The sequence below is a fragment of the Sphingomonas sp. J315 genome (assembly GCF_024666595.1).
In the GTDB taxonomy this organism is placed as follows: domain Bacteria; phylum Pseudomonadota; class Alphaproteobacteria; order Sphingomonadales; family Sphingomonadaceae; genus Sphingomonas.
This window is the reverse complement of the sequence record NZ_CP088296.1, coordinates 1,591,137-1,606,432: the sequence shown is the minus strand read 5'-3', so window position 1 is coordinate 1,606,432 and position 15,296 is coordinate 1,591,137. Positions and strand designations below refer to the sequence as shown.

13 protein-coding genes are annotated in these 15,296 nt (G+C 64.6%); all 13 read right to left on the bottom strand.

What is annotated here, in order from left to right:
* Positions 1-627: 627 nt before the first annotated feature.
* Positions 628-1,671 (bottom strand): phage terminase large subunit, encoded by a 1,044-nt coding sequence (gene terL, locus LRS08_RS08180; protein ID WP_260481663.1) that lies wholly within the window; start codon positions 1,669-1,671, stop codon positions 628-630.
* Entirely contained in the window at positions 1,592-2,389 is a 798-nt protein-coding gene (gene terL / locus LRS08_RS08175; RefSeq protein ID WP_257844130.1) for a phage terminase large subunit, read from the bottom strand. Before terL (LRS08_RS08175) ends, terL (LRS08_RS08180) begins: the two co-directional genes overlap by 80 nt.
* Positions 2,390-2,515: 126 nt before the next feature.
* A complete protein-coding gene (locus LRS08_RS08170) occupies positions 2,516-2,815 on the bottom strand; it encodes a hypothetical protein (protein WP_257844131.1) in 300 nt (99 codons plus the stop codon).
* Positions 2,812-3,165, bottom strand: a complete 354-nt coding sequence (locus LRS08_RS08165; RefSeq protein WP_260481553.1) for a hypothetical protein — start codon at positions 3,163-3,165, stop codon at positions 2,812-2,814. The genes LRS08_RS08170 and LRS08_RS08165 overlap by 4 nt, the downstream gene beginning before the upstream one ends.
* 28 nt (positions 3,166-3,193) lie before the next feature.
* Entirely contained in the window at positions 3,194-3,541 is a 348-nt protein-coding gene (locus LRS08_RS08160) for a hypothetical protein (protein WP_257844133.1), read from the bottom strand.
* Complete coding sequence (locus LRS08_RS08155; RefSeq protein WP_257844135.1) at positions 3,538-5,652, bottom strand: phage tail fiber protein; 2,115 nt, start codon at positions 5,650-5,652, stop codon at positions 3,538-3,540. The genes LRS08_RS08160 and LRS08_RS08155 overlap by 4 nt, the downstream gene beginning before the upstream one ends.
* A 56-nt stretch (positions 5,653-5,708) precedes the next feature.
* The gene (locus tag LRS08_RS08150; protein ID WP_257844137.1) at positions 5,709-6,119 is read right to left on the bottom strand and encodes a hypothetical protein; all 411 of its coding nucleotides are present in this window, start codon (positions 6,117-6,119) and stop codon (positions 5,709-5,711) included.
* Positions 6,120-6,136: 17 nt separating this feature from the next.
* Complete coding sequence (locus tag LRS08_RS08145) at positions 6,137-7,213, bottom strand: hypothetical protein (RefSeq protein ID WP_260481552.1); 1,077 nt, start codon at positions 7,211-7,213, stop codon at positions 6,137-6,139.
* Positions 7,159-10,008: a hypothetical protein gene (locus LRS08_RS08140; RefSeq protein ID WP_257844139.1), complete on the bottom strand. Its 2,850-nt coding sequence runs from the start codon at positions 10,006-10,008 to the stop codon at positions 7,159-7,161. Before LRS08_RS08140 ends, LRS08_RS08145 begins: the two co-directional genes overlap by 55 nt.
* Before the next feature lie 21 nt (positions 10,009-10,029).
* The gene (locus LRS08_RS08135; protein WP_257844140.1) at positions 10,030-12,153 is read right to left on the bottom strand and encodes a M23 family metallopeptidase; all 2,124 of its coding nucleotides are present in this window, start codon (positions 12,151-12,153) and stop codon (positions 10,030-10,032) included.
* A gap of 15 nt (positions 12,154-12,168) precedes the next feature.
* Positions 12,169-12,498 (bottom strand): hypothetical protein, encoded by a 330-nt coding sequence (locus LRS08_RS08130; RefSeq protein ID WP_257844141.1) that lies wholly within the window; start codon positions 12,496-12,498, stop codon positions 12,169-12,171.
* A 113-nt stretch (positions 12,499-12,611) separates the two neighbouring features.
* A complete protein-coding gene (locus tag LRS08_RS08125; RefSeq protein ID WP_257844142.1) occupies positions 12,612-13,046 on the bottom strand; it encodes a hypothetical protein in 435 nt (144 codons plus the stop codon).
* A gap of 44 nt (positions 13,047-13,090) precedes the next feature.
* A complete protein-coding gene (locus LRS08_RS08120) occupies positions 13,091-15,193 on the bottom strand; it encodes a hypothetical protein (RefSeq protein WP_260481551.1) in 2,103 nt (700 codons plus the stop codon).
* Positions 15,194-15,296: the final 103 nt, after the last annotated feature.

Below are 15,296 nucleotides of genomic sequence, written 5' to 3'. Positions count from 1 at the left end.
CTAATTTGCCCCAGGAGCCCCGTACAGAGCCTTCAGGCTCCTCACGCTACCCTGATAGCCCCCTTACCCATATCTGCGCTGTAGACCCTGTTTCACGGCGTTTCACGGGCCTATGGATGTCCGAAAGATGCCTACATGGTTCGGACAGTCCCCGGCCGGGTGTCCGACCAGGGTCCGCCACGGCGAGAGACCGGTCCCAGGGGAGGGGACCCCTTGAAAAGGAGACCGATCTTTCTACGTATATACCTTAAGGATACTATAAGGGTTCCGTGACGGTATCCCTTACGGTATCCCTTACGGTATCCCTTACGGTATCCCTTACGGTATCCCTTACGGTATCCAGTCTATGTTTCTCTTTCTGTCTTCTACCCTAAGGAGAACCTCAAGGACTCCTTCACGGCATCCTCAAGGCGTTCTCAAGTCTCACCACTCGTGATCCCGGCCGAACCCTATGGGTGGGGGGAGTGTGATAGATCGGGTCCCCGTCCGAGGTGACCAATCCGGTATCCACATGGTCCGGACCGTCCACCGTGAGGTGGGGGAGAAGAGGGTCGTCCTCCCAGGGACCCAGCGACCGGGGTCGGGGAGGGGCCACTCGGCGTCCCGTGATGTAGGCCATAAGGTCTCCTAACGGCGCCTGCCGCGTCCCCGGCCGGTCTTCCGGCGGGAGTGGACAGGGATCACCTGGGTCTGGAAGATCAGCCGCTCGAACTCTCGGTCCTGAGCCTCCTTCAGCTTCAGCTCCGCCTCGTGGGCGTCGGCGTTCATCCGACTGGACCAGTAAGCGAGAGCGTGGGCGAGGACGTCGAGGCGGTCGTCGTGCTTCAGAGCACCACGAGCCTCGGTCAGGTGCGTGAGCTGATAGAGCCCAGAGGTCTCCATCGAGGAGCCCCTATCGGAACCCTTGAGGAGCTGTGCGGCTCGCTTGGCGGACTGGAGGTCGTCCCGCACGACGGTCGTGTCGATCACGATGCGATGCTGCTGGAGCGCCGGCCGGATCAGGCCCATCATGCGGACCTCCTTCTGCCCAGAGACCTTGTGGTCTTCGGTGGCGACCGGGTAGCCGACCGCGCGGAGGTGAGGCTCGAGGAGCCGCAGGAACATGCCGTCGCCAAAGTTGCCCTCGGCCCGAACCAGGTTCACCTTCTCCTCCTTCGCGATCTCCGCAAGGCGCCGCAGGGTTGCCTCTGAGTGGCCGTCACGGAACCCGCCCCAGCGGCGGATGAAGACCACGCCGTTGAGGAACTTGGTCACGATGTAGGCGGTCTCGTCGCTACCGCGGCCCGAGGGGTCGATGTCCATGACGGACCCGCTGAAGGGCTGGAAGTCGGCGGAGGTGAAGATCGGCGCGTACAGCCGGTCGCCGTCGAAGCCGACGTTGTCGAGGTCCTTGTGGACCTTCTCCGGGGCAGCGCCCCAGGCGACACGAACTGGAGCGACCTCCGGAGGGACGTCCATCACGATCAGGTCGCGGGTCTTTAAGGGGAACCGCTCGGCGTCGCTGAGCGACGTGTCGAGCATGAATTGGAGCTGGAAGCCGGCCGCACCCCACTCCGCCTCACGTTCCATGAGGTCGGTCTCGTGGAACCGGTCAGGGTCCGTTGGGGCTCCGCCGAGGGTCGAGCCGGTCGCCTTCATCAGCGCTGGGTTGGCGTCGATGTCGGCCTTCAGCGGCGGCGCCAGGAGGTCGGCGTAGAGGTGGAGCTTCTCCGCCAGGGGGATACCGGGCGGGCCATAGCCGCATCCCGTAGCCCTTCTCCATGAGGTGCCGATAGATCGACTGCATGGACTGGAAGGTGCCGAGGTAGATCACCTCGCCGCCTGGCTTCAGGATCGCCGCGGCCTCCTCAGCCCGGCTCTCGATCTTCTCCCGCTGCGCCTCCGTCTCGGAGTTGCTGGGGACCTCGATGTCGTCGAACAGGATCAGATCAGCGCGGCCGCCGGTCATCTGCCCGGTGATCCCGACGGCGAACACCGAAGGGTCCTTTGAGGGCGATGAGGGGCCAACGTCGAACTCGAGGGTGGAGTTCTTCTGCTTCGGGCCGGCGCGGAGCTCGGCCCAGGGGACCTCCTCGCGCGTGATGCGGTCTTCAGCGTTGATGAGGGTGTGGACGAAGGCGGCGACCTTGGTCGCAAAGCGCTCGTTCGCGGACACCACCATGATCTTGAGATCGGGCTCGCGCCAGAGCCGCCAGACAATGTAGGCGGCCGTGAGGAACGTCTTGCCGACGCCGCGGAAGGCCGCGATGAACCGCTTGCGCGGCCCGTTGGCGATGTAGTCGGCGATGTCGAGCTGAACCCGCGTGGGCTTAGGAAGCCCCAGGATGCGGGTCCAGACATACCACAGGAAGACGATGAAGGAGCCTTTGAGCTTCTCTTCGGGGGTCACAGTGCTCCCTTGCGCGTCAGATATGCCGTGAAACGCCGTGGAACAGGGTCCTCAGCGTGAATATCACGTTTCGGGTACTAGGAGACCACTCGAGGCTCGAGGGCGCTGTACGGGCCTCCTAGAGGCTCACTGGAATGAGGCCATGTCGCCCACGTCGAGGTCCCTGAGGGCTTCCGCGAGGTTCGACACCGCCGATCCCCGAGCCGGGGAGTCGATGCCGTTGTCCTTGAGGAACTTCAGGACCTTGTCGATGAGCTGCGGGTTGAGCGCCTGGTAGGCGGGGTTCGGGATTTTCGCCTTCCCATCAGGGGATCGGATCGTCCGCGGTTCCCGCGCAGCGGCCGACGCCCGCTTCAGTTCGTCCGCCAGCGTGCGTGCCGCGAGGGCGTGCAGGGCGTCGAGCTCTGAGGCGGCAGCGCGGCTCACTTGCGCTTCCCGAAGAGGGACTTGAGGTGTTCCCAGAGGTCCTTAGGGGCTTGGCCAGCGACCTCAATGGCCGCCAAGCGGAACCGGCGTGCGCCCTCAAAGGCCGACATGCCGATCCCGAGCTTGACCGCGTCTTGTACGATGGTTGGCCAATCAGGAAACATTGCGACCAGCGCTCCTCCAACGTAGTGGCTCACGATGAGGCCAACGGTGAATTGAAGGATGCGTTGGGTCCACGGTAAGGCGCCCTGGAAGAAGACGCCGAGCGCCGCCCCGATCATCCCCGGCACGAGTCCGGAGATGAAGCCGAGGATGTCCCTCAGGAGAGTTGCGGGTTCGTTGTGGGTCAATTTAAGGGAGTCCTTGAGAGGCGGTGCGTCATGCAATCCACGGGCCTTCGACCGTCAGGTTGAACTGCGTCCCCGCGTCGATGTTTGTGGTCGACTCACCCGAACCGGCCGATCCGAACACTATCTTTGCCGAGTTTTCGGCCTGAATGAACGCGGTGAGCGTGACAGGCGCGGGCAGAGCCTCGAGCGGCACCGCCCGTACATCGTCGCCGGGTCGCCCGCCGTTCAGCGTGAAATTGAGCGAAGCATTCGCCGTCGGGGACACATAGACTGCGCTGCCCAGCGTCAGGGTGAACTTGATATGTCGCCCCGTCCGCCCATTGATCGACACGAGGTTGTCGTTGACCGACGCCCCCTCAGGCAACGCATCGTTCATCCGCGCATTGGTGACGAACGCATTCCCCCGGTCGGGACCGGCTCTGTCGTCTGCGGCTGTCCGTCATAGACGATCACCGCGCGCGCCGTTTCGGCAACGCCCGTCTGAACCGAGCAGTTCGTAGAGCCGCTTAGCTCCCCCTCCACGTCGTGCGACGTGATAAGCCCGATGGTCAGCCAGCAAGCTCGGTTAGGACCATCTGCCGCGAAATAGCTGATGCCGTAACTCTTGTTGTCGATGGCCCAGCCAATATACCCATCCTCGATCCGACGGATGTTCATCCTGATATTGTCGTTCCGGCCGAACACCCAGATTGACGAACCCAGATTGTCGGCCGGCTTCCCGCATCCGCTGATGAGGTCGAAGTCGAACGAACAGCCCGTCGATCCGAACGCAATCACGCCGCCATGTGATCCGCGAGACAGGCGAGCGCCTGTGACCGTGAACCGTTTTGCAATCGGCAGCGCCAGCGCGGCGAATTGCGCCCACCCCGACGTGCGATCATACGTCCCATCAATGTCGATATTGGTCAGTGACGTATCGACCATGCCGAAAAACCCGACCGAGTTGGTGAAACTACGCGCCAGCGTTTCGGCAATGGTGATCGTAGTTCCATCCTTTGAGACGACATTGTAGATGCCGCCAACCAGCGCCTTTACAACAGCATTGTCGGCGTGTGCTTCGGCAGCAGTCCCGAACATGCCCCGGCCCGTCATCGTGAACGATCCACCCGATGCAGACACCTCGACGATCTCGCTTCCGATCAGCAGATAGACGAGGTTACTCGTCCCGAGTGTCGTGCTGGCGGTCTCGTTGAAGGCGATTGCCCCGGTGCCAGTCCCTAACGCACCGTCAAGCGTGTGCTCGATATAGCTGTCTTCATCGTGCGCCAGGATCAGCAAGCGCGCACCGGGCTGGATGCCGCCCGCGAACTGTGCCGTCAGCGTCGACGCCCCCGCGGTGCCGGTGACATAGGTTTGCCAGACATGCGACTGAACGACGCCAATCGCGGGCGCCGTGTTTTCCGAAAGCGTGGTGATCTTGGCTGACGCGCGGATCGTTACCCGCTGCGCCTCGATGGACAGGTTCGACGGGAGCTTGATTGGCCCGCCGCCAGTGACGTTGGTGTTAACGTCCTTCGTTATCACAACCGATCCAAGCCGAAGTTTGGCCCGGCATCGGTAGAGATCGGCAAATGGGTTTACCGACCAGTGCCAGGTTCCGCGAACCATAGTCGCGTCGATTTCAGCACCAGGACGGTTGGCTTCTACCCATTCAAGCAGGGCTTTGAACTTTGCGGTGATGTCTATGGAGTTCGTTCCAGACATCACGTCGGCCCGCTCGGCTGGTGTGAGCACGTCAAGGAGGCTAATTTGTTCCGCAACCTTGTGGTTGAGATCGATAATCTGGGAACCCGTCGCCGCCTGTTGGAACGTGACCGACTGCGCCCCCTGACGTACCCATGCGCCCCCACTCAATGGCTCGTTGTCGCTTTCGATGATGTTGATGTCGTCATCGTCTCCGGTGAAATCACCGGGGGTCCAATTGAAGGTCGCCCCGTCATAGATCATCGTGACGTTGGCAATCGCCGCCGCCTTGAGCTGGGTCAGATCGGCGGCGACGTTGCCTGCTGCGCCGGGCTCGCCCTTAAAGAGAGTCCGCGCGGCCGCCACGCTAAGCGCAGAGGGGTTCCCGTCAGTGTCATACGACGCTAGACTATCAGCCCGTGTTGAGGCGCTTGGCAGTGCGGCAATCGACTCACCTTCCGGAGTCCTGACCGCCCGAGCAGTGATCGCCGCCGCGTCGTCAGCAATCTCCTGAACCTTGCGAAAAACTTGATCGCTGTCGACGTTCAGATCGGACGCGCCGAGAACGGCGGTATCGGCGAATTCGACCTCACGATCTTCGAACGGGGTGGAGCGGAAGATTTTGATACGCGCTCCGGTGTCAGGAGCGGCTGCGAACCTAAGGGTCGAGGGGTTGTCGAGGGAGAACTCGGTCGCTTCGCCGTCGACCGTCGCGTTCAGATCGGTGGTGCTCGACTTATAGTCGAACGGGATCGAGTAGGTGACGGTCGAGCCGTCACCCACGTAGACCACTTGGGTCGCCATTGGGTTCCTTCAGAAGTAGGGGGTGAGGCCGGGAACTCGCCCGGCCTCGGAAGCGATCAGCGGCGGCTGACCTTGAGGTCGACTTCGACGGCCGCCGAGGCGGCGATGTCGGCACCGCCAACCAAGAGTTCGATGATGTCGCCGCTGGCCAGGTCGAAGGGGACGGTCGTCTGCGCGGCGCCGGTAACCTTGCTGGCTCCGCCGGCCGTCGTGGCCGCCGTAAGGACCGTTCGGGTTCCGCCGCGGTTCGCGCGGAGCTGGACCGTGCAGCTTGCGCCGAGGGTCCCGCCGACCTTCAGCGAGGCGTCGAAGAGGCGGAAGTTCTCACCTACAGGAACCGTGAAGATTTCGATGGTGTCGGCGTTGTCCGCCGCGTCGGCGGCGAGGGTGACGCTCTTGCTGATGACACTGAGGCCACGGCTGAGCTGAGGGATGGTGTCGTTGCGGTAGGAAGTGACGTTTGCCATGTTCTATGGTTCTTTCGTTACTCGCTCGGTTGGAGACCAAGCTGTTGGGCAAGGCGCTGGGCCTCGCTCTCGTTCTGTTCACGGGTTGCCCCGCGGAGCTCGCCGGCCTCAAAGACCTCCTGCCGGAGGGCCTTGTAGGCGAACCCCTTATCCTCCTGGAGGAGGGCGTCTGTGGCCAAGCGGCTGAAGCCCTCCATCTCCTTCCGGATCGCTTCGACGCGCGCGGCGTCAGCCATCTCGGCATACTCAGGGAGTTCAATCAGGGTCTGGAGGGTTTCCTCCAGCGTCAGTCCGGTCCGCGCGTTGCGAACGACCTGACCTTTCAGCTCGAGGAGCCGGCTGTATTGAGCCGCTGTGAGCTTCACTCCCTCGACGGTCCGCCGAGAGCCGGGGACCTTGAAGGAGAGGCGCTCGAGTTCGGCCGCCAACGGATCGGCGTCCTCGTTGGACCCGACCCCAGCGCGGAGCCCGACCAGTCGGTCGAGGCCCTCGAGGGGGACCGGGCGGCCCAGGAGCGGGTCCCGGCGGACCGGCAGCGTCGAGGCGCCGAGCGAGGCCTTCATCAACTGATCGTTGAAGGTCATCGCCTGACGCATCGCCTCGTCGCCCCACTTCTCCGCCTGGCGCTGAACGCCGGACGCGGGAACGAAGCGGGTCGCGAAGCCTTGGATGAAGCGATCCACACGAGACGAGAAGTCCTCGTCCGAGGTGGCCCCTGCGAGGTCCGTGAGGTTCCGCAGCGAGGTCAGCCAGGTCTTCGACAGCATGTTCGCCGTCAGGGACCACAAGGTGGCCTCGATGAGCTGCCCCATCATCTCGGGGGCATCGGGGTCCCCTTCGATGGTCCGGAAGTAGTCTCGGAGATCCGCGCCGATCCCCAGCAAGGTGCCGAGAGGATCGATGCGGCTGAACTCGTAGACGTCGTCGCCGACCCGCAGCGAGTAGCTGGGGCGGCCCGTCCGGGCGGAGCTCGTGTAGCCGCCGTCGTTGCCCACGATGGTCCGGTCGTCCGCCAGAGCGAACGCCGTCGACATCGCGATCAGGCCCATCGAGATGCGCGCGAGCGCCTCATCCCGTTCTGGCCCGCCGGCCACGATGGCCTTCCTGATGCGGTCCTTGAGGAGGCCCAGGGGGTGTAGTCGATGGCGGTCCGCTCCAAGATGCGGAGCGGGGTCTTGATGAACGGCACCACAAGGTGGAGCAGCGGGGTCGCCCCCAACCCGTCGTTCATCTTCTGCGTGATGATGAGCTCCAGCTCGTCCTGGAACAGGACTTCCCGAGCTTCAGCTTCGCCGGCCGCGCCGACCGCTTCCCGAACTCCGGCCTCGAAGCCATCGTCCGACCAACCGGCTGAGTGATCGGCGAGCTGGATCGTTCGGGCCTTGAGGTACTGGCTCAGGCTTGGCCCCTCCAGGCCCAGCTCCGCCGCCTCGCTCGCCGCGGTTCGCACCGCGTGGCTGTAGGCGCCGGCACGGGCCGCAAGGGTCCCGATGAACTGGTCAGGGAGGTTGATGAACAGGATCGTCCCGAGACGCGACAGCGAACCGACCACGTTGGTCGACCCGGCGATCACCCGCGCGAACGCGGCAAGGCCTTCTTGGAGGAACTCTGGGCCCGGCATTTCGCGGGCCATCTGCTGCATCGCGCGCCACTCCGAGGGGAGGATCGCGAGGTTGCGATAGCTCTTCACGTCGGCGCGCTCGAAGGAGCCGTCGATGATCTCACCGGCCGCCCGGTTGGAGCGGTCAGCGGCCTTCATGGCGAGCTTGTGGAGACCCAGCGTGTCCAGGTTGAGGGACAGCTCGGAGCCGCCCTCCTTCTCCAGGACGCGGATCGTGTTCGCGAAGGCCTCGCCGAAGCTGGAAACCAGCCCGTGGGAATAGGCCCACGCATCCATTACTGCCAGCCGAGCCTGGGCGCCGGCCGCCTTCCCGCCCAGAGGGGCGAGGGCCAGTCGGGCCATCATCGACATCGTCCGTTCCAGGATGCGCGATCCCAGCATGGTAGCGCCGGAGGCGACGTTGTAGATCGCCGTGGCGGACGAGAAGAGGTTCCCGACGGTTTCCTTAAGGGCTCCGTCAAGCCTCCTCAGGACGCTCATGTTCTCCCGACGGACGTGCCGCGAGAGCTCCCCGACGTCGCCGCCGAGGGAAGTGAGGCGTGCCAGGGCTTCCAGCTTTTCGGCATCCGTCACGAGCCGCTCAGCGAACTCGGAGGCCCCTTGGACGACGCGGTTCTCGGACACAGCGCGGCCGGTACTGACTGCCTCTGTCTCCAGGGCATCAGTGACCGTCTTGGCCGCCTTCGGCTTGCTGACCTTGGCGAGCGTCTGAAGGGAGCGCAGCGCCCGACCGACCTCCGACCCGGCACCGCGCAGGGCGCCCAGGTAATAGGCGTGCCGGTGGAAGGCTTCGAGGAACTCGGCCCACTTGGCCCCGGCGCCGCCACTCACGATCTCAGTCGCGGCCTCGTCGGCCAGCGCGAGCAGCTTGTGAGCGTGTGCGCCGACGAACATCCGGGCACCCATCAGCTCCTCAGCGAGGTTCGACGTGGAGCCGTGGACGGACTTCAGGACATCCGCGGTGGAGGCCAGAGAGCGCGCTGCGGAGGCCGTTGCGGCTTCCGTGATGCGGAGGTTCGAGCGGCCCAGCTTGGAGGCGTAAGTCTCGTACAGCTCCGCCATCCCCTTCTGGAGACGGCCGAGCATGTCGGGATCGTCGAACTTGGAGAAGTCGAGCTTCGCCGGATCAATGCCGATCTTGGCGAGGGCGTTCTCGGGGTCGCCGAACAGGAGGTTCTCAGCGAACCGTGCGGCAGTCGCTTCGTCGACCTCGAGGTCACCCGACTTCCGCTTCAGGTAGTCGAGCACGTCCTCGAAGTCGGTGACGTTCGGGGCCGCCTTGGCGTCCTTGGAGGGATCGTAGGCGCCCTTGGGGATGTCCGAGAACTCGGCATCCGCAGCGCCGGCTGCGTTGTCGTTCGCACCGCGCGAGACGTTGTCGTTGGCGACGGTGGGAAGGTTGCGCGCCTTCGGGTCGAGCTTGACATCCTTCTTCAGAGCGGCGACCGTGGCGGCCGCTTCATCAGCCGTACCCTTCCAGGCGCGGTAGGCGCGGATCGCCTTGGAGCCGACCTCGAAGGCCGCATCGCCGAGGAGGCCGATAGGGGCGCCCACGGCGGCCGCGCGGAAGCGCGTCTCGAGGGCGTCGTCATCGTCTTCCGCTGCGAGCGCGTCTAGGACGTCCGACTTCAGCCCGAAGCCGTCGCGGAGCGCGTTGGCGATGTTGCCGGAGACCGGATCGGACTGGGTGAAATCGACAGCGGCGCCGGCAAGCATACCTCGGCCCGCCCGGCCGAGCCAGGTGGCCCCACGAGCGATCCCGACGGCCTTGGCGTAGCCGGTGAAGGGGATGGCGTAAGAGGTCAGGCCGCGGAGGACGCGCTCGGCGACCCCGGCGTTTTCCTCGCCTTCGAGCGTCGGCAGCGTGGTAGCCTTGCGGCCGGCCGAACCGGGGGCGAAGGTGGAGCTGACGGCGCCCGCGATGGCGCCTCCGGGCCGCGTGCGCTTGACGAGGTCCAGGGCGGAGCCCACGACCCCGCCGCCGGGGAGACCGGTCAGCGGGTTCTGCGAGAACTGCCCGAGCTGGACGTCACGGCGCGCGGTGTAGCCGGCAAGGTCCCCTACGGTATCGATGAGACCCTGTGCGGCGTCTCGGAGACCACCGACGGTGACGCGGTAGATCGAGAAGGGGCGGGGCTTTGGAGGCCGCGTAGGCCGCGCGGCGGCGGCCTTATCGAGATGCTTCCCGCCCTGCTCCTTGTCGTCCTCGTCCCGAAGCTCCCGCTCCAGGCGGCGCAGCTCGTCGAGTTCAGCCTTTGTGAGGGACATTCAGTCTCCTTGAGGGGGGTCTTAGCGGCCTCCCTGGCGAGCCCTGAGCTCCTGGAGGCGGCGCTGCTGAGCCTTCTTCCGACGTTCGTCGTTGGGGCCGTGCTTCGCGATTGCTGCGATGTACGCGGACTGAGGGTCCTCGCCGCTCTTGATGAGCTTCTTGTATTCCGCGAGCATTGCCGGCCGGGGATCGACGGGGTCCGGACCGGCTCCTTGAAGAGCCCGCTGGACGCTCGTCCCCTTGAGGGTCGGCGGCTTGTAGTAGTGGTCGATATACTCGGCGTGCTTGGCGACTTCAGGGTCCGAGAGGCGGGCCTGCTCGCCCTGACGGGCGGCAGCACGCAGCATCTTGAACCGAGCCACAGCTCGCCGGCCGGAGCCTAACTCGCCGCGCTCGAAGCGCCGGACGTCGTCCTCATGGGTCGCGCCGCGGAGAACGCCAGTGCGCCGCATGTCGGCCTCAGCGCCCGCCTCGAAGTCGAGGTCGGCATCTGCCGAGCGTTCGGCCTCACGGGCTTCAGCGGTTGCCATGCGGGCTTCCTGACGGGCGTCGGACTCGATGCTGTCGACCAGCGCAGAAGCGAAGCGGCCCGAGATATCGTCACGGGTTTCCCATTCGCGGATCGTGGCGATGCTGGGCGTCCGCCCTTGCGCCATCTCCGACATCAGGATTTCTTCGTTCGCCTCGTAGCGCTCCGTTCGGATGCGCCGCGCCTCGACCCGCATGTTCTCCTTGATCCGGTCACGCTCCCCGCGGATCGTGGCGATCTCTTCAGGGGAGAATGAGGGCGAGCCATCCTTGCGGGTGGAGCGCCCGAGTGCGTCCAACCACTCGGGGCGCTTCTTCTCTTCGGCTCCTGAGAGGAACGCTGAGAGGAGGGCCTTCTTGGCCACACCGCGAGGGACAGTGTCCGGAACGCGGGCCATCGCCGCCTCGAAGTCGAGGGGCGCGGGAGCGGCAGCGACTTCAGCGTTCGCCTGCGCGGGCTGGAGGTTCGGATCGGCCGTCGCTTCGGTGGCTGTCTCGGGAAAGCGGAAGCTCTCCGGATCGACAGCTTTCCCGTCGACGCGAACCACATAGTGGAGGTTCGGCCCGGTTGCGGTGCCGGTTTTGCCGACCTTCGCGAAACTCGAGCCGGCCTCGACCGTGTCGCCCTTCTTGACCCCTACGGAACTCAGGTGACTGTAGGAGGTCTGCACCCCGCCGGGGTGCTCGATGACGACGAAGTTGCCAGAGTTCTTGTCTTTGCCAACACGGATGACCTTGCCGGACGCCGGGGCCTCGACGGAGGCCCCTATCGGAGCCGCGATGTCGATGCCGTTGTGGTTCGTGGAGGCACCAGCGGTTGGTGCGCGTCGGCTCCCGAAGCCGCTGGTGAGCCGCCCTTGGACCGGTAAGCGGCCAGTAGGCGCCTTCACCGGGGACACAGCGGCCGCCTTGGGGGTAAGGTTCGCAAGTGTTGGCGGAGCTCCAGGAATGGCCGCAATCGGCCCCTGCTCGAGCTCCTGAAGGACGTTGAAGGCCACTCGGCCGACCGCCTCGGAGTTCGTCCGTTCGCGGATCGCTTCGTAGGCAGCACCCATCAGCCGAGTTCGCGTGGCGTTGAGCTGCTGGGCCACCGCCAAGGAGGCTTTGGGGTTCCCGAAGTCTCGAGGCTTTCCCTCGTCATCGGTCGCGAAGGACCCGAAGGCGTTGTCGATGATGCCCTGAATGTCGTCCAGCGTGGCCGGATCGTCCTCGTCCGCCAGCCGATCTTCGATCAGCTTCGTCACGTCGAGATCGAGTTGGAATGCGCCTCGCTTGGCTCCCTCCAGTTGGAAGGCCTCACGGTACGCATTCGACTTGGCGAAGAGGGCCTCATCGGGAGCCCCGCGGGCTCCATCTAGAGTACCCATGCCGGCGCGCTTGGCGGCCGTCTTCTCCATCGCGTTCTCGCCGATGGCGGCGGCAACATCAGTGGCCAGCCCTAGCGTGCGGGCGAGGATTTCAGCGCTCTCGGCCGGGCCTGAGGGACGGACGATGGGGGCGTTGATCTCCAGTCGAGGCGCATCGGTGTCGCGCCGCGACGGGAGGGTATAGTCGCGATTTGAGGTTCCTCGGCGCCGAGCTTCAGTCGGCGTCCGGGTCTTCGCCAAGTCTGCCATCAGGGCTCCTTGAGGTTAGGTCTTCTTCGAGGCGCCCGCGTAGGCGCTGCCGCCCGAGAGGGCGATTTGGAGCCCCGCGCCTAAAGCGGTCGGTCGCGATGACATCCGCGCTTGCGCTTCAGTCCGTGCGGCGTCCTTCCGGCTTTCCCGGTTCGCCAAGGAGCGGGAGTTTGACAAGCCAGCTTGCTGCGCGCTGTCGATAAGGAGAGCCTCGATCCCGCCACTCTCAAGGTTTAGGCCGGCTTCTCCGGCTGCAACCATGATACGGCCCTGCTCTCGGCGGGCCTCGCGGAGACGGTCATTGATCTCGGCCGTGGCGGCCCGGTCAATTTCCTTCTCGCGCACGGCTAGTTGGGAATTAATGGCACCGGCTTGGGCATTGGCTGCCTGAATTTGACCTACGGTCGAGACCGCGGTGCCGGCGACGGCGATGGCCGCAAGAGCGATAGGGTTACACACTAGACGGTCCTCGCAAACTCAAAGAAGAGCCGGCGCTCCGCGCCATAGGCCGCGTCTGCGTCGATTAGGTGGAAGCCCGAGCGAAGGAGCCATTGAAGGCTTAGCTCGTTTCGGGCGTCGATGAAGTTCCAGAGGACCGGGAAGTCCTCATGCATGTATTCGAGATGGCGGCGTGTCTGCCGCGCGACGGCGATCCACTCCCGCTCGATCCCCGAGGTCCCGAGGAGCCACACTATGCCGACACCCGGCGTAGGAGCCGGGGCGACACCGAAGGCGCCGATAGGGAGGCCGGTGCGGTCGAGGATCAACCAGGACCGATCCGAGGCCGCCCAGCTCGCCTTCAGGGTCTCCACAGGGTCACCCTCGGTGGACGCCTTGACCTCGTCGAGGTCCTCCTTTCGGAGGTTCTCACCGATGTAGGTCAAGGCGTCCATGAGAGTGTCGTAGGGGATCGTTGAAGTCTCTACTGTCCGGGCCCTCAACCGAAGGCTCGCGAGAAGAAGAGGCCTTCCCACTCAGCCGCGACCCAGATCGAGGCGTAGGGACTCGAGTTGGTCAGTGCGACGTAGACCAGCGAGGCATCGCCGGCCACCGGGAAGGTGAACGAGGCGGTCCGGTAGGGCAGACTGCCTAGTCGGTACGTGTTCGAGCCGATCACTCGGCCATTAAACACGACAGTCTGGGTCAGGTCCCCGGCGGCGACCGCGTCCCGCCCGTAGGGCTGGATTTTGGCCTCGAAGTAGGCGGTGTCAGAGTGGAAGACCGTGAAGGTGTGGAGCTGGAGACGACCGGTCGTCAATGGACGCCCCTGGTAGTCCAGAGGGAACTGACGGCTGAAGACCAAGCGGGTCTCATAGACCTCACCGACGGTGGCGGTGTGGCTACTTTCGTTGCCCGGCACGGTGACCGTCAGGCCATCGAAAGTGTATCCGCCGACCGGGATCAAGGACTCCGGATGAGTAGCCCCGGCCCCTCGAACGAGCCTGAAGGTATCCGGATTGGGCTCATACGGCAGGGTGAACGTGGTTGTTCCTTCCTCAGCGTCGTATTCCCCCTCAATCGACAGTTGTCGGTCGAGATAGATGAGATGCTGCTGGTCCGGCGTCTTCGCCTCCGGACGGAGGTCGATCTTCTCGAGGAAGAAAGAGCCGTCACGCTTAATCAGGAGGTGAAGCTCGCCGTCGAGGAAGACCCCGGAGACGACCTCGCCGTTCCCGAAGTCCCACGGCCGCCAAGCGGACAGGATTTTACGCTCGCCGTCCCAGAAGAACTGGTAGACGAAGGCCTTGTTGCTGTCCTCCGCGTTCGCCCGCAGAACCACCACCGCGTTGAGGTCGGGTATCGGGATCAGGCGTGACACGCCGGTCTTGATGAGGCCCGTTACGTGCGCCGTGATGTCCGCTGCGTCGGTCGCGTCGGACCCGTCGAGGCGGCTGTATTCCTGGACCGCGACGTAGCCGCCGGAGTCCGATGCGAAATACACTTGGTTCCCGAGGGGGACCGGCCGGACACCCGGAGAAGTCACGAACGAGGTCACCGGGTTAATCTCGATGCTCGCGGCTGACAGCCCGGACTCGCCATTCGATAGGGAGAACTGGCGCTGAGCGCTGAAGAGCATGATCCCGTCGTTGAAAGGGACCGCATAGTCGAGCAAGGCCACGTCGGTGGTCGTTGCGGAAACCGACAGGGGGTCGCTCTCGATATAATCGAGAACCGTCCGGCGCCAGAAGTCACCATAGTCGCCCGCTACCGAGAATACGACGCTCTCGTCGACCAGGAAGCCCAGCCGGTTCTTATAGAAGAACACGTCGCGCAGGCGGCGGTTCACGAACGGAGGGGCTGGGTTGGTCACGAGATCGCCCACGCGGCGCGGCTTCCAGGAGAAGGGCGCGAACACGAAGCTCCCGTCCGACTGCCTCACAAGGGCGTGAGGCATCGTCGCAGCGGAGATCGCGTTGGGAAGTCCAGGGGATACAGTTTCGTCCCAGACGCTCCCGTTACGGACCACGTAGTATGAGACAAAGCCAGTCTCCGCGGAGCCGGCAATCCTGTAGATTTCGCCATCGGCGGGGCTCTCAGGGAGGTCCTCGAACTTCTGCACGGTTCCCGTCAGGGCACCTGCGGTCGGGTTCGGGCCATACTGGTACGCCCCACCACCGATAGGCGCCTGTGACGGGTCACCAAGGAATACGCCGTAGTCCCGCGGCGAGTTACCGCCCGGCCAGACGTAGTAGTCCGGCTGCGGGGTCTGATCGGCTTCAACCTCATCTAAGGCGCAGACGACGTCCGCGTTCACGATGAAGGTGTAGTCCGCCACGGTGATCGCGCGGTACGAGGAGCCGGGGGAGCTGAGGTAATCAAGCCCGCCTGGGGCTGTCACAGTCTGCTCCTCGCCCGTCTCGTGGTCGAAGACCTTGATGAGGTCTTGGTTCACGATCACGAGATAGCGCTCATTCACGTCACGATTGATATGGTGGATGAAGGCACCGTCGAGGTCCGCCGATACGATCTCCGCGACTAGGCGGGTAGGGGGGGCGGCGGGCGACGCCACTAGCGATCTCGCCCCAGGTATTGAGCTCATCCTCGGTTTGATCGGGAGAGCGGAGAATGGCCGGCTGGCGGGAGACGCCATTGTTGATCGCCGGCAGAGTGCGCGTGGTGAGCGCCAACTATGCCTCCAGTCT

Coding starts and splice junctions, on each gene's coding strand:
- LRS08_RS08160 (WP_257844133.1), bottom strand. CDS start 3,541: ATGAACGATGCGTTGCCTGAGGGGGCGTCGGTCAACGACAACCTCGTG.
- LRS08_RS08155 (WP_257844135.1), bottom strand. CDS start 5,652: ATGGCGACCCAAGTGGTCTACGTGGGTGACGGCTCGACCGTCACCTAC.
- LRS08_RS08150 (WP_257844137.1), bottom strand. CDS start 6,119: ATGGCAAACGTCACTTCCTACCGCAACGACACCATCCCTCAGCTCAGC.
- LRS08_RS08140 (WP_257844139.1), bottom strand. CDS start 10,008: ATGTCCCTCACAAAGGCTGAACTCGACGAGCTGCGCCGCCTGGAGCGG.
- LRS08_RS08135 (WP_257844140.1), bottom strand. CDS start 12,153: ATGGCAGACTTGGCGAAGACCCGGACGCCGACTGAAGCTCGGCGCCGA.
- LRS08_RS08125 (WP_257844142.1), bottom strand. CDS start 13,046: ATGGACGCCTTGACCTACATCGGTGAGAACCTCCGAAAGGAGGACCTC.
- LRS08_RS08120 (WP_260481551.1), bottom strand. CDS start 15,193: ATGAGCTCAATACCTGGGGCGAGATCGCTAGTGGCGTCGCCCGCCGCC.